The organism is Streptomyces sp. NPDC006997 (genome assembly GCF_040635175.1).
In the GTDB taxonomy this organism is placed as follows: Bacteria; Actinomycetota; Actinomycetes; order Streptomycetales; family Streptomycetaceae; genus Streptomyces.
In genome coordinates, this window is the sequence record NZ_JBEYHH010000004.1 from 266830 (window position 1) to 290204 (window position 23375).

At 72.1% G+C, this 23375-nt stretch carries 25 protein-coding genes; 1 reads left to right on the plus strand and 24 read right to left on the minus strand.

Annotated features, from left to right (window positions below; genetic code table 11):
* Positions 1-115: 115 nt before the first annotated feature.
* From ABZ659_RS05900 to hisI, 14 genes are all read right to left on the minus strand, one after another.
* The gene (locus ABZ659_RS05900; RefSeq protein WP_360213878.1) at positions 116-1579 is read right to left on the minus strand and encodes a glutamate synthase subunit beta; all 1464 of its coding nucleotides are present in this window, start codon (positions 1577-1579) and stop codon (positions 116-118) included.
* Positions 1572-6167: a glutamate synthase large subunit gene (gene gltB, locus ABZ659_RS05905; protein ID WP_360213880.1), complete on the minus strand. Its 4596-nt coding sequence runs from the start codon at positions 6165-6167 to the stop codon at positions 1572-1574. Before gltB ends, ABZ659_RS05900 begins: the two co-directional genes overlap by 8 nt.
* Positions 6168-6566: 399 nt before the next feature.
* Complete coding sequence (locus ABZ659_RS05910; protein WP_360213882.1) at positions 6567-7298, minus strand: VIT1/CCC1 transporter family protein; 732 nt, start codon at positions 7296-7298, stop codon at positions 6567-6569.
* Between the two features lie 168 nt (positions 7299-7466).
* On the minus strand, positions 7467-8489 hold the full coding sequence (lgt, locus tag ABZ659_RS05915) for a prolipoprotein diacylglyceryl transferase (RefSeq protein ID WP_360213884.1): 1023 nt from the start codon (positions 8487-8489) through the stop codon (positions 7467-7469).
* Positions 8490-8584: 95 nt separating this feature from the next.
* Positions 8585-9364 (minus strand): thioredoxin domain-containing protein, encoded by a 780-nt coding sequence (locus ABZ659_RS05920; protein WP_360213886.1) that lies wholly within the window; start codon positions 9362-9364, stop codon positions 8585-8587.
* 89 nt (positions 9365-9453) lie between these two features.
* On the minus strand, positions 9454-10272 hold the full coding sequence (gene trpA, locus ABZ659_RS05925; RefSeq protein ID WP_360213888.1) for a tryptophan synthase subunit alpha: 819 nt from the start codon (positions 10270-10272) through the stop codon (positions 9454-9456).
* Positions 10269-11552: a tryptophan synthase subunit beta gene (gene trpB / locus ABZ659_RS05930; protein ID WP_360213890.1), complete on the minus strand. Its 1284-nt coding sequence runs from the start codon at positions 11550-11552 to the stop codon at positions 10269-10271. The genes trpA and trpB overlap by 4 nt, the downstream gene beginning before the upstream one ends.
* Positions 11553-11662: 110 nt before the next feature.
* Positions 11663-11833 (minus strand): hypothetical protein, encoded by a 171-nt coding sequence (locus ABZ659_RS05935; protein ID WP_360213892.1) that lies wholly within the window; start codon positions 11831-11833, stop codon positions 11663-11665.
* 34 nt (positions 11834-11867) lie between these two features.
* Positions 11868-12677 carry an indole-3-glycerol phosphate synthase TrpC gene (trpC, locus tag ABZ659_RS05940; protein ID WP_360213894.1) on the minus strand — a complete coding sequence of 270 codons (810 nt, stop codon included), beginning with the start codon at positions 12675-12677 and terminating at the stop codon, positions 11868-11870.
* A gap of 131 nt (positions 12678-12808) precedes the next feature.
* Entirely contained in the window at positions 12809-13255 is a 447-nt protein-coding gene (locus tag ABZ659_RS05945; protein WP_360213896.1) for a DUF2752 domain-containing protein, read from the minus strand.
* A gap of 107 nt (positions 13256-13362) precedes the next feature.
* Positions 13363-13611, minus strand: coding sequence for an HGxxPAAW family protein (locus ABZ659_RS05950; protein ID WP_360213985.1), 249 nt, complete (start codon positions 13609-13611; stop codon positions 13363-13365).
* A gap of 100 nt (positions 13612-13711) precedes the next feature.
* Positions 13712-14365, minus strand: a complete 654-nt coding sequence (locus ABZ659_RS05955) for a TIGR02234 family membrane protein (RefSeq protein WP_360213898.1) — start codon at positions 14363-14365, stop codon at positions 13712-13714.
* Between the two features lie 57 nt (positions 14366-14422).
* Positions 14423-15919: an anthranilate synthase component I gene (locus ABZ659_RS05960; RefSeq protein ID WP_360213900.1), complete on the minus strand. Its 1497-nt coding sequence runs from the start codon at positions 15917-15919 to the stop codon at positions 14423-14425.
* Between the two features lie 11 nt (positions 15920-15930).
* A complete protein-coding gene (gene hisI, locus ABZ659_RS05965; protein WP_360213902.1) occupies positions 15931-16317 on the minus strand; it encodes a phosphoribosyl-AMP cyclohydrolase in 387 nt (128 codons plus the stop codon).
* 83 nt (positions 16318-16400) lie between these two features.
* Here hisI and ABZ659_RS05970 point away from each other — a divergent pair, with 83 nt between their 5' ends.
* On the plus strand, positions 16401-17036 hold the full coding sequence (locus ABZ659_RS05970; protein ID WP_360213904.1) for a TIGR03085 family metal-binding protein: 636 nt from the start codon (positions 16401-16403) through the stop codon (positions 17034-17036).
* Between the two features lie 10 nt (positions 17037-17046).
* Here ABZ659_RS05970 and ABZ659_RS05975 read toward each other — a convergent pair whose 3' ends face one another.
* The 10 genes from ABZ659_RS05975 to ABZ659_RS06020 all read right to left on the minus strand — a co-directional run bounded on the left by ABZ659_RS05975 (position 17047) and on the right by ABZ659_RS06020 (position 23370).
* Positions 17047-18294 carry an MFS transporter gene (locus ABZ659_RS05975; protein WP_360213906.1) on the minus strand — a complete coding sequence of 416 codons (1248 nt, stop codon included), beginning with the start codon at positions 18292-18294 and terminating at the stop codon, positions 17047-17049.
* Complete coding sequence (locus tag ABZ659_RS05980; RefSeq protein WP_360213908.1) at positions 18291-18665, minus strand: hypothetical protein; 375 nt, start codon at positions 18663-18665, stop codon at positions 18291-18293. The genes ABZ659_RS05975 and ABZ659_RS05980 overlap by 4 nt, the downstream gene beginning before the upstream one ends.
* A complete protein-coding gene (locus ABZ659_RS05985; RefSeq protein ID WP_360213910.1) occupies positions 18662-18880 on the minus strand; it encodes a hypothetical protein in 219 nt (72 codons plus the stop codon). Before ABZ659_RS05985 ends, ABZ659_RS05980 begins: the two co-directional genes overlap by 4 nt.
* An 80-nt stretch (positions 18881-18960) precedes the next feature.
* Positions 18961-19716 carry an imidazole glycerol phosphate synthase subunit HisF gene (gene hisF, locus ABZ659_RS05990; RefSeq protein ID WP_360213912.1) on the minus strand — a complete coding sequence of 252 codons (756 nt, stop codon included), beginning with the start codon at positions 19714-19716 and terminating at the stop codon, positions 18961-18963.
* Positions 19713-20156: a RidA family protein gene (locus ABZ659_RS05995; protein ID WP_360213914.1), complete on the minus strand. Its 444-nt coding sequence runs from the start codon at positions 20154-20156 to the stop codon at positions 19713-19715. Before ABZ659_RS05995 ends, hisF begins: the two co-directional genes overlap by 4 nt.
* Entirely contained in the window at positions 20153-20881 is a 729-nt protein-coding gene (gene priA / locus ABZ659_RS06000; RefSeq protein ID WP_360213916.1) for a bifunctional 1-(5-phosphoribosyl)-5-((5-phosphoribosylamino)methylideneamino)imidazole-4-carboxamide isomerase/phosphoribosylanthranilate isomerase PriA, read from the minus strand. The genes ABZ659_RS05995 and priA overlap by 4 nt, the downstream gene beginning before the upstream one ends.
* Complete coding sequence (gene hisH, locus ABZ659_RS06005) at positions 20881-21525, minus strand: imidazole glycerol phosphate synthase subunit HisH (RefSeq protein ID WP_360213918.1); 645 nt, start codon at positions 21523-21525, stop codon at positions 20881-20883. The genes priA and hisH overlap by 1 nt, the downstream gene beginning before the upstream one ends.
* Positions 21522-21686: a hypothetical protein gene (locus ABZ659_RS06010; protein WP_360213920.1), complete on the minus strand. Its 165-nt coding sequence runs from the start codon at positions 21684-21686 to the stop codon at positions 21522-21524. Before ABZ659_RS06010 ends, hisH begins: the two co-directional genes overlap by 4 nt.
* Complete coding sequence (hisB, locus tag ABZ659_RS06015) at positions 21683-22276, minus strand: imidazoleglycerol-phosphate dehydratase HisB (protein ID WP_360213922.1); 594 nt, start codon at positions 22274-22276, stop codon at positions 21683-21685. The genes ABZ659_RS06010 and hisB overlap by 4 nt, the downstream gene beginning before the upstream one ends.
* On the minus strand, positions 22273-23370 hold the full coding sequence (locus ABZ659_RS06020) for a histidinol-phosphate transaminase (RefSeq protein WP_360213987.1): 1098 nt from the start codon (positions 23368-23370) through the stop codon (positions 22273-22275). The genes hisB and ABZ659_RS06020 overlap by 4 nt, the downstream gene beginning before the upstream one ends.
* Between the last annotated feature and the right edge of the window lie 5 nt (positions 23371-23375).

A 23375-nucleotide genomic window follows, 5' to 3' on the forward strand; every position in this document is an offset into this window, starting at 1 on the left:
ACGACAACGCCTGCCCTTACGGTCCGGTCGGGGACTGTGGGCAGGCGCTGTCTGTGTCCCGTACGCCGTTGTACGGAAACGTTTGTTGGTACCGGTCAGACCATGTCAGACCGGTTCAGACCGCCAGAGCGCGGTCCGTCGGGCGGATCGGCGCGGGCAGGTCGCTCGCGCCGGTCAGGAACCGGTCGACACCGCGGGCGGCCGAGCGGCCCTCGGCGATCGCCCACACGATGAGCGACTGGCCGCGGCCCGCGTCACCGGCGACGAACACCCCGGGGACGTTGGTCTGGAAGTCGGCGTCGCGGGCGATGTTGCCGCGCTCGTCGAGGCCCAGGGCGAACTGGTCCACGAGGCCGTTCTCCCGGTCGGTGCCGGTGAAGCCCATGGCGAGGGTGACCAGCTGGGCGGGGATCTTGCGCTCGGTGCCCGGCTTCCGGGTCAGCTTGCCGTCCACGAACTCGACCTCGGCCAGGTGCAGCCACTGCACGTTGCCGTCCTCGTCGCCCTCGAAGTGGGTGGTGGAGACGGAGTAGACCCGCTCACCGCCCTCCTCGTGCGCGGAGGTGACCTTGTAGAGCAGCGGGAAGGTCGGCCACGGCTGGGAGACGGCGTTCCGCTCGTCGTTCGGGCGGGGCATGATCTCCAGCTGCGTCACCGAGGCCGCGCCCTGCCGGTGGGCGGTGCCCACGCAGTCGGCGCCGGTGTCGCCGCCGCCGATGACGACGACGTGCTTGCCCTCGGCCGAGACGGGCGGGCTGACGTAGTCGCCCTCCTGGACCTTGTTGGCCAGCGGCAGGTACTCCATGGCCTGGTAGACGCCCTTGAGTTCGCGGCCGGGCACGGGCAGGTCACGGGCGGTGGTGGCGCCGACGGCGAGCACCACGGCGTCGTACCGCTTCTTCAGGTCGGTCGCCTTCAGGTCGACGCCGATCTCGACCCCGGTGCGGAACCGGGTGCCCTCCGCGCGCATCTGCTCGATACGGCGGTTGATGTGCCGCTTCTCCATCTTGAACTCGGGGATGCCGTACCGCAGCAGCCCGCCGACGCGGTCGGCGCGCTCGTAGACGGCGACGGTGTGCCCGGCCCGGGTCAGCTGCTGCGCGGCGGCGAGACCGGCGGGGCCGGAGCCGACCACCGCGACGGTCTTGCCGGAGAGCCGCTCCGGGATGCGCGGGGCGACGTCACCGGTCTCCCACGCCTTGTCGATGATCGAGACCTCGACGTTCTTGATGGTGACCGGCGGCTGGTTGATGCCGAGCACACACGCCGACTCGCACGGAGCCGGGCACAGGCGGCCGGTGAACTCCGGGAAGTTGTTGGTGGCGTGCAGCCGCTCGGACGCGGCCTGCCAGTCCTCGCGGTAGGCGTAGTCGTTCCACTCGGGGATCAGGTTCCCCAGCGGGCAGCCGTTGTGGCAGAACGGGATGCCGCAGTCCATGCACCGGCTGGCCTGCTTGCTGATGATCGGCAGCAGCGAGCCGGGGACGTACACCTCGTTCCAGTCCCTGACGCGCTCCTCGACGGGGCGGGACGCGGCGACCTCGCGGCCGTGGTTCAGAAAGCCCTTCGGGTCAGCCATTGATCGCCGCCTCCATCATCTTCTCGTGGGTCTCGGACTCGGAGAGACCGGCTCGCTCGGCGGCGTCCTTGGCGGCGAGCACTGCCTGGTACGTGCTGGGGATGATCTTGCTGAACCGCTCCACGGCGGCGGGCCACTCGGCGAGCAGCTTCTCGGCGACCGTCGAACCGGTCTCCTCGGCGTGGCGGCGCACCACGTCGTGCAGCCACTCCTTGTCCGCGTCGTCCAGCGTCCGTACGGCGTCCAGGTTGCCGACGTTGACGTTGTCCGGGTCGAGGTCGATGACGTAGGCGACACCGCCGGACATACCGGCCGCGAAGTTGCGCCCCGTCTCGCCGAGGACGACCGCGTGGCCTCCGGTCATGTACTCGCAGCCGTGGTCGCCCACGCCCTCGGAGACGACCAGCGCGCCGGAGTTGCGCACGCAGAACCGCTCGCCGACCTTGCCGCGCAGGAACATCTCGCCGCCGGTGGCGCCGTAGGCGAGGGTGTTGCCCGCGATCGTGGAGTACTCGGCGAGGTGGTCGGCGCCCCGGTCGGGGCGGACCACGATCCGGCCGCCGGACAGGCCCTTGCCGACGTAGTCGTTGGCGTCGCCCTCCAGGCGCAGGGTGACACCGCGCGGCACGAAGGCGCCGAACGACTGGCCCGCGCTGCCGGTGAAGGTGATGTCGACGGTGTCGTCGGGCAGGCCCGCGCCACCGAACTTCTTGGTCACCTCGTGGCCGAGCATGGTGCCGACCGTGCGGTTGATGTTGCGGATGGCGACCCGGGCGCGCACCGGCTGCGCCTCGGTGGCGGAGTCCGCGGACAGCGCGTCGGCGGCGAGCTTGATCAGCTCGTTGTCGAGCGCCTTCTCCAGGCCGTGGTCCTGGACGACGACCTGGTGCCGCGCCGCGCCCTCGGGCAGGGCGGGCACGTGGAACAGCGGGGCCAGGTCCAGGCCCTGCGCCTTCCAGTGGTCGACCGCGCGGGTCACGTCGAGCAGCTCGGCGTGGCCGACGGCCTCCTCGATGGAGCGGAAGCCCAGCTCGGCGAGGAGTTCGCGGACCTCTTCGGCGATGAACCGGAAGAAGTTCACGACGTACTCGGCCTTGCCGGAGAACCGGTCGCGCAGCACCGGGTTCTGGGTGGCGATGCCGACCGGGCAGGTGTCCAGGTGGCAGACGCGCATCATGACGCAGCCGGAGACGACGAGCGGCGCGGTCGCGAAGCCGAACTCCTCGGCGCCGAGCAGCGCGGCGATGACGACGTCCCGGCCGGTCTTGAGCTGGCCGTCGGTCTGTACGACGATCCGGTCCCGCAGGCCGTTGAGCAGCAGGGTCTGCTGGGTCTCGGCGAGGCCCAGCTCCCAGGGGCCGCCCGCGTGCTTCAGCGAGGTCAGCGGGGAGGCGCCGGTGCCGCCGTCGTGACCGGAGATCAGGACGACGTCCGCGTGCGCCTTGGAGACGCCCGCGGCGACGGTGCCGACGCCGACCTCGGAGACCAGCTTGACGTGGATGCGCGCCTTCGGGTTGGCGTTCTTCAGGTCGTGGATCAGCTGGGCGAGGTCCTCGATGGAGTAGATGTCGTGGTGCGGCGGCGGCGAGATGAGGCCGACACCCGGCGTCGAGTGCCGGGTCCTCGCCACCCACGGGTAGACCTTGTGGCCGGGCAGCTGGCCGCCCTCGCCGGGCTTGGCGCCCTGGGCCATCTTGATCTGGATGTCGTCCGAGTTGACCAGGTACTCGCTGGTCACACCGAAGCGGCCGGACGCGACCTGCTTGATCGAGGACCGGCGGGCCGGGTCGTACAGGCGCTCCGGGTCCTCGCCGCCCTCGCCGGTGTTGGACTTGCCGCCCAGCTCGTTCATCGCGATGGCGAGCGTCTCGTGGGCTTCCTTGGAGATGGAGCCGTACGACATGGCGCCGGTGGAGAACCGCTTGACGATCTCCGAGACCGGCTCGACCTCCTCGACGGGGATCGGCGCGCGACCGGACCTGAAGCCGAACAGGCCGCGCAGCGTCATCAGGCGCTCGGACTGCTCGTTCACCCGGTCGGTGTACTTCTTGAAGATGTCGTACCGGTTGGCGCGGGTGGCGTGCTGGAGGCGGAAGACCGTCTCCGGGTCGAACAGGTGCGGCTCGCCCTCGCGGCGCCACTGGTACTCGCCGCCGATCTCCAGCGTGCGGTGCGCGGGCGCGATGCCGGAGGCGGGGTACGCCCTGGCGTGCCGGGCGGCGACCTCCTTGGCGATGACGTCGATGCCGACGCCGCCGATCTTGGTGGCGGTGCCGTTGAAGTACTTCGCCACGAAGCCCTGGTCGAGACCGACGGCCTCGAAGACCTGGGCGCCGCGGTAGGAGGCGACGGTGGAGATGCCCATCTTCGACATGACCTTGAGGACGCCCTTGCCGAGGGCGTAGATCAGGTTGCGGATGGCCTGCTCGGGCTCGATGCCGGGCAGGAAGGTGCCCGCGCGGACCAGGTCCTCGACGGATTCCATCGCCAGGTACGGGTTGACGGCGGCGGCGCCGTAGCCGATGAGCAGGGCGACGTGGTGGACCTCGCGGACGTCACCGGCCTCGACCAGCAGACCCACCTGGGTGCGCTGCTTGGTGCGGATGAGGTGGTGGTGGACGGCCGCGGTGAGCAGCAGCGACGGGATCGGCGCGTGCTCGGCGTCGGAGTGCCGGTCGGAGAGCACGATCAGCCGGGCGCCGTTGTCGATGGCGGCGTCCGCCTCGGCGCAGATCTCCTCGATGCGCGCGGCGAGCGCGTCACCGCCGCCGTGCACCCGGTACAGGCCGGAGAGGGTCGCGGCCTTGAAGCCGGGCATGTCGCCGTCGGCGTTGATGTGGATGAGCTTGGCCAGCTCGTCGTTGTCGATCACCGGGAAGGGCAGCAGGACGGTGCGGCAGGACGCGGCGGTCGGCTCCAGCAGGTTGCCCTGCGGGCCCAGCGACGAGCGCAGGGAGGTGACCAGCTCCTCCCGGATGGCGTCCAGCGGCGGGTTGGTGACCTGCGCGAACAGCTGGGTGAAGTAGTCGAACAGCAGCCGGGGGCGCTCGCTGAGCGCGGCGATCGGCGAGTCCGTGCCCATGGAGCCGATCGGCTCGGCGGCGGCCTTGGCCATCGGCGCCAGGATGACCCGCAGCTCCTCCTCGGTGTAGCCGAAGGTCTGCTGGCGGCGGGTGACGGAGGCGTGGGTGTGCACGATGTGCTCGCGCTCGGGCAGGTCGCCCAGCTCGATCTCACCGGCCTCCAGCCACTCGGCGTAGGGCTTCTCGGCGGCGAGCTGCGCCTTGATCTCGTCGTCCTCGATGATGCGGTGCTCGGCGGTGTCGACGAGGAACATCCGGCCCGGCTGGAGGCGGCCCTTGCGGACGACCTTCGCGGGGTCGATGTCGAGGACGCCGACCTCGGAGCCGAGGACGACGAGGCCGTCGTCGGTGACCCAGTAGCGGCCGGGGCGCAGACCGTTGCGGTCGAGTACGGCGCCGACCTGGGTGCCGTCGGTGAAGGTGACGCAGGCGGGGCCGTCCCAGGGCTCCATCATCGTGGCGTGGAACTGGTAGAAGGCGCGCCGGGCCGGGTCCATGGAGTCGTGGTTCTCCCACGCCTCCGGGATCATCATCAGCACGGAGTGCGGCAGCGACCGGCCACCGAGGTGGAGCAGTTCCAGGACCTCGTCGAAGGAGGCGGAGTCGGAGGCGTCGGGGGTGCAGATCGGGAAGACGCGGTCGATCTTCTCCTGGTCGCCGAAGAGGTCGGAGACGATCTGCGACTCACGGGCCGCCATCCAGTTGCGGTTGCCCTTGACGGTGTTGATCTCGCCGTTGTGCGCCACGAAGCGGTACGGGTGGGCGAGCGGCCAGGACGGGAAGGTGTTGGTGGAGAACCGGGAGTGCACGAGCGCGATCGCGGAGGCGAAGCGGCGGTCGGACAGGTCCGGGAAGAAGGGCTCCAGCTGGCCGGTGGTCAGCATTCCCTTGTAGACGATCGTGCGGGCCGACAGCGACGGGAAGTACACCCCGGCCTCGCGCTCGGCGCGCTTGCGCAGCGCGAAGGCCCTGCGGTCGAGGTCGATGCCCTTGCTGGCGCCGTCCGTGACGAAGATCTGGCGGAAGACCGGCATCGTCGAGCGGGCGGTGGCGCCGAGGAGTTCGGGGGCGACCGGGACGTCACGCCAGCCGAGGACGGTGAGGTTCTCCTCCGCGGCGATCTTCTCGATCCGTGAGACGGTCTCGTCGGTGCCGTCGCCCGGCAGGAAGGCGATGCCCACGGCGTAGCCACCGGCCTCGGGCAGGTCGAATCCGGCCACCTCGCGGAAGAAGGCGTCGGGGACCTGGGAGAGGATGCCCGCACCGTCGCCGGAATCGGGCTCGGAGCCCGTGGCACCGCGGTGCTCCAGGTTGCGCAGGACGGTCAGGGCCTGGTCAACAAGGGTGTGGGACGCCTCGCCGGTGAGGGTGGCGACGAAGCCGACGCCACAGGCGTCGTGCTCGTTGCGGGGGTCGTACATACCCTGCGCAGCAGGGCGAGCATCCATGAACGTCCAGTTCTGGCCGTTCGCGGAGTGCTGGGACGGCTGGCGCGGCGTACGCATCGGCTCTCCCGTCGTCGTCAAGTGGCTGAAGGTCTCTCCGGGGCCGAACGGCCTGGAGAGGCAAGGCGCAAGGGACGACGTTGGCCCTCTGCGTAGATGCAAAATTTCGTGCAGGTTACATGATGGAGCGGTTCTCGGGAACCGGATACTCCGTTCCAACATGCGGACGCCGCTGGTCGCGGCGGGGGTACCGCGCACGGGCGGCGGGAGCAAGGGGGACCGATGCGGACAGATCGATGCCCGTCGGCCCGAGGGCGAGGGGGCGCGTCGTCGCTGACCCCTCGGGTGCGCGGCAGGCGTCATTGCCCACAGCGCTTACGGCTCATGCCCCGCGGTTAAGCCTTCGAAACCACCGAGTAACGGTTATTTATGCGGCCCAACGCATAAGTGCGGGTCTCCCTATCCTAGGGCGATGCCGAACAGGCTGCCCAGGGCGTACGTCACACCGGCCGCCGCGCCGCCCAGCGCGAGCTGCCGCAGCCCGCTGTACCACCAGCTCCGCGCGGTCACCTTGGCCACCACGGCACCGCAGGCGAACAGCCCGGCCAGGGCCAGCAGCACCGCGGGCCACAGGGCGCTGGCGCCCAGCAGGTACGGCAGTACGGGCAGCATCGCGCCCAGCGCGAAGGCGCCGAAGCTGGACACCGCGGCGACCAGCGGCGAGGGCAGGTCGCCGGGGTCGATCCCCAGCTCCTCGCGGGCGTGTATCTCCAGCGCCTGCTCGGGGTCGCGGGACAGCTGCCGGGCCACCTCGCCCGCCAGCTCGGGCTCGACGCCCCGGGAGACGTACAGCGCGGCCAGCTCGGCCTCCTCGTCCTGGGGGTGCTTGCGCAGCTCACGGCGCTCGACGGCCAGCTCCGCCTCGACCAGCTCACGCTGGGAGGCGACCGAGGTGTACTCGCCGGCGGCCATGGAGAAGGCGCCGGCGGCGAGGCCCGCGAGCCCGGTCAGGATGATGGTCTGCTGGCCGACCGAGCCACCGGCGACACCGGTCATCAGCGCGAGGTTGGAGACCAGACCGTCCATGGCGCCGAAGACGGCGGGGCGCAGCCAGCCGCCGTTGACGTCCCGGTGCGTGTGGTTGTCGCGGTGCGCCACATGCAGCGCCGCCTCGGTCTCGATGATGGCCACGGGGTCCCCCCAGAGAGCGTTCTTAGACTTAATCCACTTCTCGACAACATTGAGATTACGCCCCTGATTCCGTGCCCGCCAGCAAGGAGAGCCTGCGCTAACCTGCGGTTTTGCACGACGAAGGCGCCCGGGGGACCCCGGGCGCCTTCGTGTGTTCATGGCCAGCCGTCAGCCTTTCTTGGCCGAACCGGCGCCGTCCTTGGCGCCTTCGCCGTCCTTGGCGTCCTCGCCGTCCTTGGCGTCAGCCTCGGCCTCGGGCTCGGCGTCGGGCTCGGCGTCGGGCTCGGCGTCGGGCTCGGCGTCGGCCTCGGGCTCGGCACCGGTGTCCTTCTCCAGGTCCACCTTGGCCTCCGCTCCGTCCCCGTCCCCGTCGGCGGCGCCCGGCTCCACCACCGGCTCCCGGCCCGGACGCTTCCGCGCCGAGATCACGATGTAGGTCACGGCGAGCAGCAGGACCAGCAGCGCGGTCCAGTTGTTGAGCCGCAGACCGAGGATGTGGTGCGCCTCGTCGACGCGCATGTACTCGATCCAGAACCGGCCCGCGCAGTACGAGGCGACGTACAGCGCGAACGCCCGGCCGTGGCCGAGCTTGAAGCGCCGGTCGGCCCAGATGACGAGCAGGGCGACGCCGACGCACCACAGGGACTCGTACAGGAACGTCGGGTGGTAGTACCCCGGCACCCGGCCGTCCGTGGAGGAGGTGATGTGCAGGGCCCACGGCAGGTCCGTCTCCTTGCCGTACAGCTCCTGGTTGAACCAGTTGCCCCAGCGGCCGATGGCCTGCGCGAAGGCGATGCCGGGGGCCACGGCGTCGGCGTACGCGGGCAGCGGGATGCCGCGGCGGCGGCAGCCGATCCACGCGCCGAGCGCGCCGAAGGCGATCGCGCCCCAGATGCCGAGGCCGCCCTCCCAGATCTTGAAGGCGTCCACCCAGTCACGGCCCTCGCTGAAGTACAGCTCGTAGTCCGTGATCACGTGGTAGAGACGGCCGCCGATCAGGCCGAAGGGCACCGCCCAGACCGCGATGTCGGCGACGGTGCCGACCCGGCCGCCCCGGGCGATCCAGCGCCGGTTGCCGAGCCAGACGGCCACGAAGACGCCGATGATGATGCAGAACGCGTAGCCGCGCAGCGGAACGGGGCCGAGGTGCAGCACTCCGCGCGACGGGCTGGGGATGTAGGCAAGTTCCATGGCAAGGCTGACGCTACCCTGCCGGACCCGCCGCACGGCGGGCAGCCCGGCTACGGGTCCATAACAGGCGCCCCCCACTCACCCCCGCGCCCCGCTCAGCCCCGCGCGGCCTGCTCCTCCACCAGCTGCTTCAGCTTCGCCGGGGTCATGGTGCGGTCCTGGACGATGTTCTTCCCGCCGAACAGCACGGTCGGGGTGCCGGTGAAGCCCCCCGCGCGGAACGCCTCGTTGGACTTGTCGACCCAGCTGTGGTGCTTGCCGTTCTCCACACAGGCGCGGAACGCCGGGGTGTCGAGGCCCTTGACCTTGCCCGCCAGCTCGATGAGCCTGCCGGTGTCGGCGAAGGCGTCGTCGGTCTCCGGGGGCTGCTGGTCGTAGAGCACGTCGTGGTAGGCGCTGAAGTGCCCGGCGTCCTGGGCGCAGGCCGCCGCGTTGGCGGCCTCACGGGAGCCGCTGCCGCGCATGTTGCCGTCGATGATGGTGGCCAGGTGGTAGTCGACCTTCAGCTTCCCGGCGTCGGTCAGCTCGTGGAGCACCGGGCGGTAGGTCACCTCGAAGGACTTGCAGGCCGGGCAGCGGAAGTCCTCCCAGACGGTGAGCGTCGACTTCGCGCTCTCCTCGCCGACCGGGATGGCCAGCCCGTCCTTGCCCCGGGCGCCCGAGGGCGCCACGACCGGGCCCGCCTTCCCACCCCCGTCGTCCTTGCCCGCGTTGGCCGCGACCACGCCGACCACCGCCGCCAGCCCGAGGACGCCGACCACGGTGACGCCCACGATCAGGCCGCGCCGCCGCTTCTCCGCGCGCTTCTGCTTCTCACGCTCGACCGCCAGCCGCTCCCGGGCGGTCCGCTTTCCCTCACGGTTCTTCTCGCTCACACCCCGCAGAACGAACCGGGGAGGCGCAGCGCGCCTCCCCGGCCCCAGGTCCACCCGTTCGAGCGACCCCCAGCACAAGCGGGCCCGTCCTACGCCTGTCCGCGCACGCCCTTCGCCAGCTCCCCGGCGAGGTCCCGCACGGCCCGCACGCCGGCGGCGTCGTCGGGCGCGTCCAGCATCCGCTTGACGAAGGCCGAGCCGACGATCACGCCGTCCGCGAAGCCCGCGACCTCGGCCGCCTGGGCGGCGTCGGAGACGCCGAGGCCGACGCAGACGGCCAGGTCGGTGCCGGTGGCGCGGGTGCGCTCGACCAGGTCCTGGGCCTGCGCGCCGACCGACTCCCGGGTGCCGGTGACGCCCATCAGGGAGGCGGCGTAGACGAAGCCGCTGCCCGCCTCGGTGATCTCGGCGAGCCGTGCGTCCCTGCTGCTGGGCGCGACCACGAACACCGTGGCGAGCTGGTGCTTCGCGGCGTGCTCGCGCCACAGCGCCGACTCCTGCACCGGCAGGTCGGGCAGGATGCACCCGGCCCCGCCCGCCTCGGCAAGCTCCGCGGTGAACCGCTCGACGCCGTAGCGGTCGATGGGGTTCCAGTACGTCATGACGAGCACCGGCTTCCCGGTGGCCTGGTGCGCCTCGCGCACCGTCCGCATCACGTCGGCGATCTTCACGCCGCCGCGCAGGGCGATGTCGTCGGCGGTCTGGATGACGGGACCGTCGAGGACCGGGTCGCTGTGCGGCAGCCCGACCTCGACGACGTCGGCGCCGCCGTCGAACGCGGCCCTGACCGCCTCGATGCCGCCGTCCACGGTCGGGAACCCGGCCGGGAGGTAGGCGATCAGCGCGGCGCGCCCCTCGGCCTTCGCACCGGCGAGGGTGTCCGTCAACAGCTGGATGTTGCCGCTCACTTGGCGTCCCCCTCGATCTCGGCGGTGCCCGAGGCGTCCTCGGCGACCTCGGCGTCCGTGTCGTACAGCCCGAAGTACCGGGCGGCGGTGTCCATGTCCTTGTCGCCGCGCCCGGACAGGTTGACGACGATCAGACCGTCCTCGCCCAGTTCCCTGCCGACCTCCAGGGCCCCGGCGAGGGCGTGGGCGCTCTCGATGGCCGGGATGATGCCCTCGGTGCGCGACAGCAGGCGCAGCGCCTGCATGGCGGCGTCGTCGGTGACCGCGCGGTACTCGCCGCGGCCGGTGTCCTTGAGGTAGGAGTGCTCGGGGCCGATGCCCGGGTAGTCCAGGCCCGCGGAGATCGAGTACGGCTCGGTGATCTGGCCCTCGTCGTCCTGGAGGACGTAGGACCGGGAGCCGTGCAGGATGCCGGGCTCGCCCGCGGTGAGGGTGGCCGCGTGCTCGCCGGTCTCGACGCCGTGCCCGGCGGGCTCGCAGCCGATCAGGCGGACGGACGCGTCCGGGATGAAGGCGTGGAAGAGGCCGATGGCGTTGGAGCCGCCGCCGACGCAGGCGATCGCGGCGTCGGGCAGCCGCCCGGCCGCCTCCAGCAGCTGGCGGCGGGCCTCGACGCCGATGACGCGGTGGAAGTCGCGGACCATCGCCGGGAAGGGGTGCGGACCGGCGACCGTGCCGAACAGGTAGTGGGTGTGGTCGACGTTGGCGACCCAGTCGCGGAACGCCTCGTTGATGGCGTCCTTGAGGGTGCGGCTGCCGGACTTCACGGCGATGACCTCGGCGCCGAGCATCCGCATCCGGGCCACGTTCAGGGCCTGGCGGCGGGTGTCGATCTCACCCATGTAGATCGTGCAGTCCAGGCCGAACAGCGCGCAGGCGGTCGCGGTGGCGACGCCGTGCTGTCCGGCGCCGGTCTCGGCGATGACCCGGGTCTTGCCCATCCGCTGGGTGAGCAGGGCCTGCCCGAGGACGTTGTTGATCTTGTGGGAGCCGGTGTGGTTGAGGTCCTCGCGCTTGAGGAAGACCCGGGCGCCCCCCGCTTCCGCGGCGAACCGGGGGACCTCGGTCAGCGCCGAGGGGCGGCCCGTGTAGTGGACGAGCAGGTCGTCCAGCTCGCGGGCGAACTCGGGGTCGTGCTTGGCCTTGTCGTACTCGACGGCGACCTCGTCGACGGCGGCGACGAGGGCCTCCGGGATGAACTTGCCGCCGAACGCGCCGAAGTAGCCTTCGGCACTCGGGACCTGGCCCTCCGGGTCGGGGACGAAGAACTCGCTGGGCATGGTGGTACCTCACGGTGAGTGTTCTGCGTGAAAACGAATCGCCGTGGGGGCGGAGGCGTCAGCCGACCAACCGTCGTGGTGGGCTGGTCGCGCAGTTCCCCGCGCCCCTTTCAGGGGCGCTGCCATCGACGGCCGTTGACCTGCCCGGGTTCGTCGCCGATCACGTACCGCACCCGGCGCCCGTGGACGCGCCGCGCGGGCGCGCGGCAGCCGCGGGGACGGCAGCCCCGGGCCAGCCGGGCGTACGGGTCCCTGGTCGCCAGGGTGATCGGGAGAGTCATCGAGAGAAAGAGTAGCGGCGTACGGCCGTCCGGGTCAGTCGCGGCCGTGCCGCAGCGCCGGGTGGGTGCCCGCGGCGACCAGGTCGGCGACGGCGGCCTTGGGGTCGCGGCCGGTGACGAGGGACTCGCCGACGAGGACGGCGTCGGCGCCCGCGTTGGCGTAGGCGATGAGGTCGTGCGGGCCGCGGACGCCGGACTCGGCGATCTTCACGATGGTGTCCGGGATCTCGGGGGCGACGCGGTCGAAGGTCGTGCGGTCGACCTCCAGCGTCTTGAGGTTGCGCGCGTTGACGCCGATGACCTTGGCGCCCGCGTCGACCGCGCGGTCCACCTCGTCCTCGTCGTGCACCTCGACGAGCGGGGTGAGCCCGATGGACACGGCGCGCTCGATCAGCGACTCCAGGGCCGCCTGGTCGAGCGCCGCGACGATCAGCAGCGCGAGGTCGGCGCCGTACGCGCGGGCCTCCCACAGCTGGTACGACGTGACGATGAAGTCCTTGCGCAGGACGGGGATGTCCACGCGCGCGCGGACGGCCTCCAGGTCGGCGAGCGAGCCGCCGAAGCGGCGCTGTTCGGTGAGGACGGAGATGACGGACGCGCCGCCCGCCTCGTAGTCCGCGGCGAGTCCGGCCGGGTCGGCGATGGCGGCCAGCGCGCCCTTGGACGGGCTGGAGCGCTTGACCTCGCAGATCACCTTGACGCCGTCGCCGCGCAGGGCGGCGGCGCCGTCCCGGGCCGCGGGGGCCTTCGCCGCGCGCTCCTTCAGCTCGTCGAGGCTGACGCGCGCCTGCCGCTCCGCGAGGTCGGCACGGACTCCGTCGATGATCTCGTCGAGCACACTCACGCGAGCGGCCCCCTTCCAAGCGGCACTGATTTCGGCGGAAAACCTATGGTCACTGCGATGGTAGCCGCAGGACGGCTGAGGCCCCGCATCCGGTTGACGCCGGTCCCACTACCTGGACCTTCCCCACATGATCAAGGATGAAGCCAGCCACCGAACGGCAGGTTCCGGACAACGGTGAACACCAGCAGCAACGCCCCTGCGGTCCACAGCTGCGCGTTCCGCAACTCGATCCGCAGCGGCCGTCCGCGGACCGCGCGGACGACCCAGACGGCCCAGACGACGGCGAAGAGGGCGTAGCCCGCGACGGCCACCGCGTTCGCCTGGAGGGCCGCCGCGAAGTCGCCGTGCACCACGGCGTGGGCGCTGCGCAGCCCGCCGCAGCCGGGGCAGAACACGCCGGTGGAGTACAGCAGCGGGCAGGCGGGGTAGTGACCGGGCTCGTTGGGGTCGATGGCGCCGACGTACGCGAAGGCGGCGGCGACGGCGGCGAGCATTCCGGCCGGGACGGCCAGTCGCCCGGCCAGGCTCCCCGCGACGGGCGGGGTCACGCTCGGGTGGTCGGCATTCACGCTTGGCATTGTGCCCCGCGCGGGCCCGGAACGCGCCAGCGGGGACCGCCAGCCGGGGGGACACGCCTGAGGGGCGGCACCGGTGTCCGTGCCGGCCGCCCCCCGGGGAGGTCGGGTCAGCTGCTGGCGCCGGCCGTCGTGGACTCGGTCATCTTGAGGGGCTGCGCCTTGGGGGCGCCCATGCCCATCGCCCGCATGATGCCGCCGACGACACCGCCGAGGGCGATGACGGCCATCCCGGCCCAGAAGCCCACCGGGCTGTCCGCCACCATGAAGAGGCCCGCCACGCAGAACCCGATGAAGACGATGATGACACCCGCCCAGGCGGCCGGGGTGTGACCGTGACCGTGGCTGCTGCCCGCCATTGCTTGCTCCTCGTTGCCGTGTACTTGGGTGAGCCTGCCGCTCACAGGGCCCATTGTCCCGTACCGGTGCGCGCGGTGTGAGCGGGGGGCACCAGTACGCTCACGCCGGGTCCGCGCCCGCCGTCGGGTCCTCGCCGCGGTCGAGGGCCTTCCACAGGTCCTCGGGGCGGTCCGGGTCGGCCGCGGTGGCGGCGCGGCGCGCGCGGGGGGCGCCGGAGCGTTCGTAGCGGCCGGACATGGCGGGCCACAGGCGGCCGTAGCGCAGCGCGAGGAGACCGGCGACCAGGAGCAGCGCGCCGCCCGCCGCGGCGACGTACGGCCAGGCGGTGTGGCTGAGGGCGTCCACGGTGGCGGAGGTGTCGCCGGAGACCCGCGCGGCCTGCTCGTCGAGGGCGGCGCTGTCGGAGGCGCCGAGCAGCGCGGTGACGAGCGTGCCGACGCCGGAGAGGGCGAGCAGCGCGGCGACCGCGTACCGGCCACTGCGGCGGACGGCGAAGACGGCGACGAGCGCGGCGAGGCCCACTATGGCGAGGGCGGCGGGGACGCCGGTGACGTCACTGCCCTTGGCGGTCAGCGGGAAGGCGCCACCGGCGACGGTCGCGGTGCCCTCCGACCACCGCTGGCGGGTGGCCAGCAGCGCCACGGCCGCGCCGAGGGCGCCGCACAGCAGCGCCGCGGCGAGACTCCGGCGGCTGGCCCGCGCGGGTTCCGCGGCTTCGGAAGGGGGGTGAGGTACGGCAGTCACGTACTCCACTATGGCGTGCGCCGTGCGTGAACCCGTACCCGGGTTCACGTGAGAAGCGCCCCATTTTCACGCGCGGTTGGCCTCCGGCCGTCCCAGTCGGCCCGCCGTGTGGACCGCGCGCAGCACCGCCGCGGCCTTGTTGCGGCACTCGTCGTCCTCGGCGACGGGGTCGGAGTCGGCGACGATCCCGGCGCCCGCCTGCACGTATGCCGTGCCGTCGCGCAGCAGGGCGGTGCGGATGGCGATGGCGGTGTCGGAGTCGCCCGCGAAGTCGAGGTAGCCGACGCAGCCGCCGTACAGGCCGCGCCGGGACGGTTCGAGTTCGTCGATGATCTGCAGGGCGCGCGGCTTGGGCGCGCCGGAGAGGGTGCCCGCGGGGAAGCAGGCGGTGAGCACGTCGAAGGCGGTGCGGCCGGGGGCGACCCGGCCGGTGACCGTGGAGACGATGTGCATGACGTGGGAGTAGCGCTCGACGGACATGAAGTCGACGACCTCCACGGAGCCGGGTTCGCAGACCCGCCCGAGGTCGTTGCGGCCGAGGTCGACGAGCATGAGGTGCTCGGCGCGCTCCTTGGGGTCGGCGAGCAGTTCCTCGGCGAGGGCCTGGTCCTCCTGTGGGGTGGCGCCGCGGTGCCGGGTCCCGGCGATGGGGTGCACCATGGCCTGCCCGTCGGCGACCTTCACCAGTGCCTCGGGGGACGATCCGACGACGTCGAAGCCGTCGAAGCGGAACAGGTACATGTACGGGGAGGGGTTGGTGGCCCGCAGCACCCGGTAGACGTCGAGCGCGCTGGCCTCGCACGGCGTCTCGAAGCGCTGGGAGGGGACGACCTGGAAGGCCTCCCCCGCGCGGATGCGTTCCTTGATGTCCTCGACGGCGCGCTGGAAGTCGGGGCCGCCCCACAGGGCGGTGTACTCGGGCAGTTCGGAGGGCGGCAGGACGGCGGGCGGCTGGGCGACCGCGCGCGTGAGGTCGGCCTCCATCGCGTCGAGCCGGGCCACGGCGTCGGCGTGGGCCTCGTCGACGCCGGTGTCCAGGTCGTTGTGGTTGATCGCGTTGGCGATCAGCAGGACCGAGCCCTCCCAGTGGTCCATGACGGCGAGGTCGCTGGTGAGCAGCATGGTCAGCTCGGGCAGTTTCAGGTCGTCCCGCTCGCCGGGGCCGATCTTCTCCAGGCGGCGCACGATGTCGTACCCGAGGTAGCCGACCATGCCGCCGGTGAAGGGCGGCATGTCGTCCTGGTGGGGGGTGTGCAGGGCCTCGATGGTGGCGCGCAGGGCGGCGAGCGGGTCGCCGTCGACGGGGACGCCGACGGGCGGGGTGCCGAGCCAGTGGGTCTGTCCGTCGCGCTCGGTGAGGGTGGCGGCGGAGCGCACCCCGACGAAGGAGTACCGGGACCAGGAGCGGCCGTTCTCCGCGGACTCCAGCAGGAAGGTGCCGGGGCGCTCGGCGGCGAGCTTGCGGTAGAGCGCGACCGGGGTGTCACCGTCGGCGAGGAGCTTGCGGGTGACGGGGATGACGCGGCGGTCGGTGGCCAGCTTGCGGAACGTGTCGAGGTCCATGGCGGCCGACCCTACTGATCCGCGGCGGCCGGGGAGCCGTCCTCGAGCAGCACGTCGGCGTCGAAGCAGGTGCGGGCGCCGGTGTGGCAGGCGGCGCCGACCTGGTCGACCTGGACGAGCACGGTGTCCGCGTCGCAGTCCAGGGCGACGGACTTCACCCACTGGAAGTGCCCGGAGGTGTCGCCCTTGACCCAGTACTCCCGGCGGCTGCGGGACCAGTACGTGCACCGGCCGGTGGTCAGCGTCCGGTGCAGCGCCTCGTCGTCCATCCACCCCAGCATCAGCACCTCACCGGTGTCGTACTGCTGGGCGATGGCGGGCAGGAGACCGTCGGCGCTGCGCTTGAGGCGCGCGGCGATCTCGGGGTCCAGGCTGCTGGACGGCGGAGTGCTGGTCATGGGTGCCATTGTGCCGGGCGCCACTGGCATCCCCGGCGGGATGTCCACTGGGCGGACCGCGGCGCCGGTCATAGGCTGAGCCCATGTCAACCTTTGCCCAGCGTGAACGGCTCCTTCTCGCCGACCTCCTGGAGACCGCGGGCCCGGAGGCCCCGACTCTCTGTGAGGGCTGGCAGACCCGTGACCTCGCCGCACACCTCGTGGTGCGCGAGCGCCGCCCCGACGCCGCCGGGGGCATCCTCATCAAGCAGCTCGCGTCCCGCCTGGAGAAGGTGATGGACGAGTTCGCGGCCAAGCCGTACGAGGAACTGATCCAGCTCATCCGCACCGGCCCGCCGCGCTTCTCGCCCTTCTCCCTGAAGCAGATCGACGAGGCGTCGAACACCGTCGAGTACTACGTCCACGCCGAGGACGTCCGCCGCGCCCAGCCCGACTGGTCGCCGCGGGAGCTGGACCCGGTCTTCCAGGACGCCCTCTGGTCCCGTCTGGAGCGCTCGGCCCGGCTGATGGGCCGCGGCGCCCCCACCGGCCTCGTGCTGCGCCGTCCGGACGGCCAGACGGCGGTCGCCCACCGGGGCGCGCCGGTCGTCACGGTGACCGGTCAGCCCTCCGAGCTGGTGCTGTTCCTGTACGGCCGCCAGAGCGCCGCCAAGGTGGAGCTGGACGGCGACGAGAACGCGATCGCCAAGCTGCACGGGAGCAAGCAGCTGGGGATCTGAGCGGGCCCCTTCAGCGCGGGAGCTCGGCGCGCCGCAGCTCCCGCGCGCACAGTACGACGACCCCGCCGAGCCCGCAGACCGCCGCGCTGCCCACGAACACCGGGCCGGTGCCCCAGGCGCCGACGGCCGTGGCGGTCAGCGGCATGGTCAGCGGGGCCAGTCCCAGGCTGACCAGCGCGGCGACGGCGGTGACCCGGCCGAGGCGGGCGGGGTCGGACTGGGTCTGTATCAGCGCGCCGCACAGGGTGCCGCTGAGCCCGGCGAGCAGCCCGACGAGCAGGGCGATGCCGACGGCGGCGACGACGCCGGGCGCGTAGGCGAGCGCGCCGATGGCGACCGAGCCCGCGAGGATGGCGTACGCGGCGACGTGCCCGGCGTGCGGCAGCCGTCCGCGCACGGTGAGCAGCAGGGCCGCGGCGCCGGCGCCGGTGGCGAACCCGGCGACGATCCAGCCGAGCCCGGAGGCGCCCCAGCCGCGTTCCTCGGCGAGCAGGGTGACGCCGACGTTGAGCGGTCCGACGAAGCCGAGGTCGCCGAGGGCGATGGCCAGCATCAGCGGGGCGAGGACGCGGTGGTGGCGGATGTAGCGCAGCCCGGCGACCAGGTCCCGCCAGGCGGTGCCGCCGTCCCCGGCGTCGGGCGGCGCCTTGCGTACCCGGACGGAGACCAGCAGCGGTACGGATACGGCGATCAGCAGCCCGGCGACCGTGAACGCCGCCGCCGCGCCGCCGACGGCCACGGCGATGCCGCCGAGCGGCGCCCCGACGACGCTGGCGCAGCGGCTGGCGAGGCCGCGCATCCCCTGCACCCGCGCGAGCTGGCCGTGGTCGGTCACGCGCGCGGGGAGGGCGCCCACGGCGGGCAGGAAGACGGCGTCGACCGTCCCGAAGACGAGCGCGAGCACGGCGAGCGCCCACAGCCCGGGGCCGGCGAACGCCAGCAGCGCCGCCACCGCGAGCACGGCCGCGCACCGCGCCACGTCGCTGCCGATGACGACCCGGCGCGGCCCGAACCGGTCGGCGATCACTCCCCCGCCAAGCAGCAGCACCGCCCGCGGCAGCGCGCTCACCGCCATCACCGCCCCCGCCTCGGCGGCGCTCCCGGCCTGCACGGCCGCCCAGGACAGGGCGATGTAGTAGACGTTGTCCCCCACCATGGAGGCGGTGTACGCGGCGACCCACCGCAGGACGTTGCCGTCCCGGTGGGCGGGTCTGGCCGGATCAGCGGTGGCCGACGGTATGTCGGCCTCGGTGGTCACGAGGCCCAGTCGCGCAGCAGGCGGGCAGTCTCCTGGAGACCGGCCTTGCCGCCTCGGACGTCTCGCACGAGTTGGACCATGGCGCCTGGCGGTGGCGAGAGCGGGGTGCCGGACTGCTCCATGTACTCCCATGCGCACATGGCGCCGATCAGGCCGTTGTAGTCCTCGAAGGGGGCGAGCAGCACGATCGTGTGCAGCAGCACGGCCGCGCGGGTCGGCGTCTCCTCGTAGTACGCCTCGTCAGCGAAGCGCTCGAACTTGTGCCGCTCCACGGCCGCGTGCAGTGCGCCCCAGTCACGCAGCGCGGGATCCGTCGGCGTGCTGCCGTACTGGACCCCCAGGATCCAGCCCGCGTCGATGTGGAGGATCACCGGTCGCCCTCCGGGAAGGCGTCCAGGAACTCGGGGGCGAGCGTCTGGAACTTGGCGCTCGCCCCCTCGATGAACTTCTGCCGCTGCCGCCGCCGCACGACGTCCTCGGTGAGTATGTCGTGCGCCAGCCGCTTGATCGCGACGCCTTGCTCCCTGGCCTCCGCGCGCAGCTCGGCCAGCTCTTCCTCGGTGAACTCGATCGTGATTCCAGGCATACGGGCACCCTAGGGCGACCGGTACCTCGTCCGCTACCGAGTCCGCTACCGCGGGCGCTGGACCGAACTGACGTCCGACCTCACCGCACCGGGTGCCCCGCCCCCCGCAGCGTCTCCTTCACCTCGCCGATGCGCAGGTCGCCGAAGTGGAAGACCGAGGCGGCCAGGACCGCGTCGGCGCCCGCTTCGATGGCCGGGGGGAAGTGGGCGAGGGCGCCCGCGCCGCCGGAGGCGATGACCGGGACCGTGACGTGCTTGCGGACGGCGGCGATCATCTCCAGGTCGTAGCCGTCCTTCGTGCCGTCGGCGTCCATCGAGTTCAGCAGGATCTCGCCCGCGCCCAGCTCCGCCGCCCGGTGCGCCCACTCGACGGCGTCGATGCCGGTGCCGCGGCGGCCCCCGTGGGTCGTCACCTCGAAGGAGCCCGACCCGGTACGGCGCGCGTCCACCGACAGGACCAGGACCTGGCGGCCGAAGCGTTCGGCGATCTCCCGGATCAGCTCGGGGCGGGCGATCGCCGCCGTGTTGACGCCCACCTTGTCCGCGCCCGCGCGCAGCAGCTTGTCGACGTCCTCGGCCGCGCGGACGCCGCCGCCGACGGTGAGGGGGATGAACACCTGCTCGGCGGTGCGGCGGACCACGTCGTACGTCGTCTCGCGGTCGCCGGACGAGGCGGTGATGTCGAGGAAGGTCAGCTCGTCGGCGCCCTCCGCGTCGTACACCTTGGCCATCTCGACGGGGTCGCCCGCGTCGCGCAGGTTCTGGAAGTTCACGCCCTTGACGACCCGGCCGTTGTCGACGTCCAGGCAGGGGATGACTCGGACCGCCAGGGTCATGGATCCACGGCTCCTCGATGTTCCTGAAATGTTCTGGGGCGTCCCTGAGGTCCCAGAAACGCCTCTATCTCTACTTCGACCAGGATGCGCGGGTCGACGAAGCCCGCCACGACCAGCAGCGTCGAGACCGGGCGGACCGTGTCGAAGAGTTCCCGGTGGGCCCGGCCCGCCGCCTCGACGTCCCGCGCGTGGGTCAGGTACATCCGGGTGCGGACCACGGACTCCACGCCGAGCCCGAACCCGGCGATCGCCTCGATCGCGCTGGTGAAGGCCACCTTCGCCTGTTCGTACGGGTCGCCCTCCCCGTACAGCACGCTGCCCTTGAAGGACGTCGTGCCCGCCACCAGCACCCGGTCGCCCGCCGCGACGGCACGCGCGAAACCGAAGGTCTCTTCCCAGGGACTCCCGCTCTGCACGCGCCGTACGGCGTCGGACGTCATGACGACACAGCCTCCAGGGCCTCTTCCAGGGTGAACGCCTTCGCGTACAGGGCCTTCCCGACGATCGCGCCCTCGACACCGAGGGGGACCAGGCCGGAGAGGGCGCGCAGGTCGTCCAGGGAGGAGACGCCGCCGGAGGCCACCACCGGGCGGTCCGTCGCCGCGCAGACGTTCTTCAGCAGCTCCAGGTTGGGGCCCTGGAGGGTGCCGTCCTTGGCGATGTCGGTGACGACGTACCGCGCGCAGCCCTCCTCGTCGAGGCGCGCCAGCGTCTCGTAGAGGTCGCCGCCGTCCCGGGTCCAGCCGCGTCCACGGAGGGTGGTGCCGCGTACGTCCAGACCGACCGCGATCTTGTCGCCGTGCTCGGCGATGACCTTGGCGACCCACTCCGGGGTCTCCAGCGCGGCCGTACCGAGGTTCACGCGCGTGCAGCCGGTGGCGAGCGCGGCGGCGAGGGAGGCGTCGTCGCGGATGCCGCCGGACAACTCCACCTTGATGTCCATGGCCCCGGCGACCTCGGCGATCAGCTCCCGGTTGTCGCCGGTGCCGAACGCGGCGTCCAGGTCGACCAGGTGCAGCCACTCGGCGCCCGCCCGCTGCCAGGCCAGGGCGGCCTCCAGGGGGGAGCCGTACGACGTCTCCGTACCGGACTCGCCGTGCACCAGGCGGACCGCCTGGCCGTCGCGGACGTCCACGGCGGGGAGGAGTTCGAGCTTCGAAGGCATCAGAGGGTTCCGATCCAGTTGTTCAGCAGCTGCGCTCCGGCGTCGCCGGACTTCTCGGGGTGGAACTGCGTCGCCCACAGGGCGCCGTTCTCCACGGCGGCCACGAAGGGCTTGCCGTGCGTGGACCAGGTGACCTTGGGCGCCGCCAGGGTCGGGTTGTGCGCCTCCAGGTTCCAGTCGTGGACGGCGTAGGAGTGCACGAAGTAGAAGCGGGCGTCGGGGGCCAGGCCCGCGAAGAGTTCGGAGTCGGCCGGGGCGTCTACGGTGTTCCAGCCCATGTGGGGCACGATGTCGGCCTGGAGCGGTTCGACCGCGCCGGGCCACTCGTCGAGGCCGTCGGTCTCGACGCCGTGCTCGATGCCACGGGCGAACAGGATCTGCATCCCGACGCAGATGCCCATCACGGGCCGGCCGCCGGACAGCCGACGGTCGATGATCCAGTCGCCGCGGGCCTTGGTCAGCCCCCGCATACAGGAGGCGAAGGCGCCGACGCCGGGGACGAGGAGCCCGTCGGCGTTCATGGCCCTGTCGTAGTCACGGGTGATCTCGACGTCGGCCCCCACGCGCGCGAGGGCGCGTTCGGCGGAGCGGACGTTGCCGAAGCCGTAGTCGAAGACGACGACCTTCTTGGGGGTGGTGCTCAATTCCACACCTCCAGCCGCAGGACGCCCGCGACCAGACACAGCGCGGCGCCGAGGGAGAGCAGCACGATCAGGCCCTTGGGCATCTGCTGCCGGGCGAACGAGTAGACGCCGCCCGCGAGGAACAGGCCGACGAGGATGAGGGCGGTCGAGGCGCCGTTCACAGCGCGCCCTTGGTGGAGGGGAGGATGCCCGCCGCGCGCGGGTCCCGTTCGGAGGCGTAGCGCAGGGCCCGCGCGAGCGCCTTGAACTGGCACTCCACGATGTGGTGCGCGTTGCGTCCGTAGGGCACGTGCACGTGCAGCGCTATCTGCGCCTGGGCGACGAAGGACTCCAGGATGTGCCGGGTCATCGTGGTGTCGTACTCGCCGATCATCGGCGCCATGTTCTCGGGCTCGGTGTGCACGAGGTAGGGGCGGCCGGACAGGTCCACGGTGACCTGGGCGAGGGACTCGTCCAGGGGGACCGTGCAGTTGCCGAAGCGGTAGATGCCGACCTTGTCGCCGAGGGCCTGCCGGAACGCGGCGCCGAGGGCGAGGGCGGTGTCCTCGATGGTGTGGTGCGAGTCGATGTGCAGATCGCCCTCGGTCTTCACGGTGAGGTCGAACAGACCGTGGCGGCCGAGCTGGTCGAGCATGTGGTCGTAGAAGCCGACACCGGTCGCCACGTCGACCTTCCCGGCGCCGTCGAGGTCGATCTCGACGAGGACCGAGGTCTCCTTGGTGACCCGCTCCACGCGTCCCACGCGGTTCATGCGCTCTGCTCCTTCTTCAGTTCACGGGCCGCGTCGAGGAACGCGTCGTTCTCTTCGGGCGTCCCGGCGGTGACCCGCAGCCACCCCGGCACGCCGTTGTCCCGGACCAGGACGCCCCGGTCGAGGAGGTGCCGCCAGGCGGTGTGCGCGTCGTCGAACCGGCCGAACTGCACGAAGTTCGCGTCGGACTCCGTGACGTCGTAGCCGATGGCGCGCAACTCGGCGACCAGCCGGTCCCGTTCGGACTTCAGCTGCTCGACGAAGCCGAGCAGGGTGTCGGTGTGCTCCAGGGCGGCCAGCGCGGTCGCCTGGGTGACCGCCGACAGGTGGTACGGCAGCCGGACGAGCTGGACGGCGTCGACGACGGCCGGGTCCGCGGCGAGGTAGCCGAGGCGCAGGCCCGCCGCGCCGAACGCCTTGGACATGGTGCGGGAGACGACCAGGTGCGGACGGCCCTGAAGCAGCGGCAGCAGCGAGTCGCCGTGGCTGAACTCCACGTACGCCTCGTCGACGACGACGATCGACGGCTTCGCCGCCTGCGCGGCCTCGTAGAGCGCGATGACGCTCTCGCGCGGGACGGCGTTCCCGGTCGGGTTGTTCGGGGTGGTGAGGAACACCACGTCCGGCCGGTGCTCCGCGATGGCCCGCCCGGCGGCCTCCACGTCGAGGGTGAAGTCGGCGGCGCGGGGTCCGCAGACCCAGCCCGTCCCGGTGCCGCGCGCGATCAGGGCGTGCATCGAGTACGACGGCTCGAAGCCGATCGCGGTACGGCCGGGCCCGCCGAAGGTCTGGAGCAGCTGCTGGATGACCTCGTTGGAGCCGTTGGCGGCCCACACGTTGGCGCGGCCGACCCGGTGGCCGGTGGTGTCGGTCAGGTACTCGGCGAGCCGGGTGCGCAGCTCGACCGCGTCCCGGTCGGGGTAGCGGTTGAGGTGCCGGGCGGCGTCGCGGACCCGCTCGGCGATCCGCTCGACCAGCGCCTCGGGCAGCGGGTAGGGGTTCTCGTTGGTGTTCAGCCGTACGGGGACGTCCAGCTGGGGCGCGCCGTAGGGGGACTTGCCGCGCAGCTCGTCCCGTACGGGGAGATCGTCCATGCGGG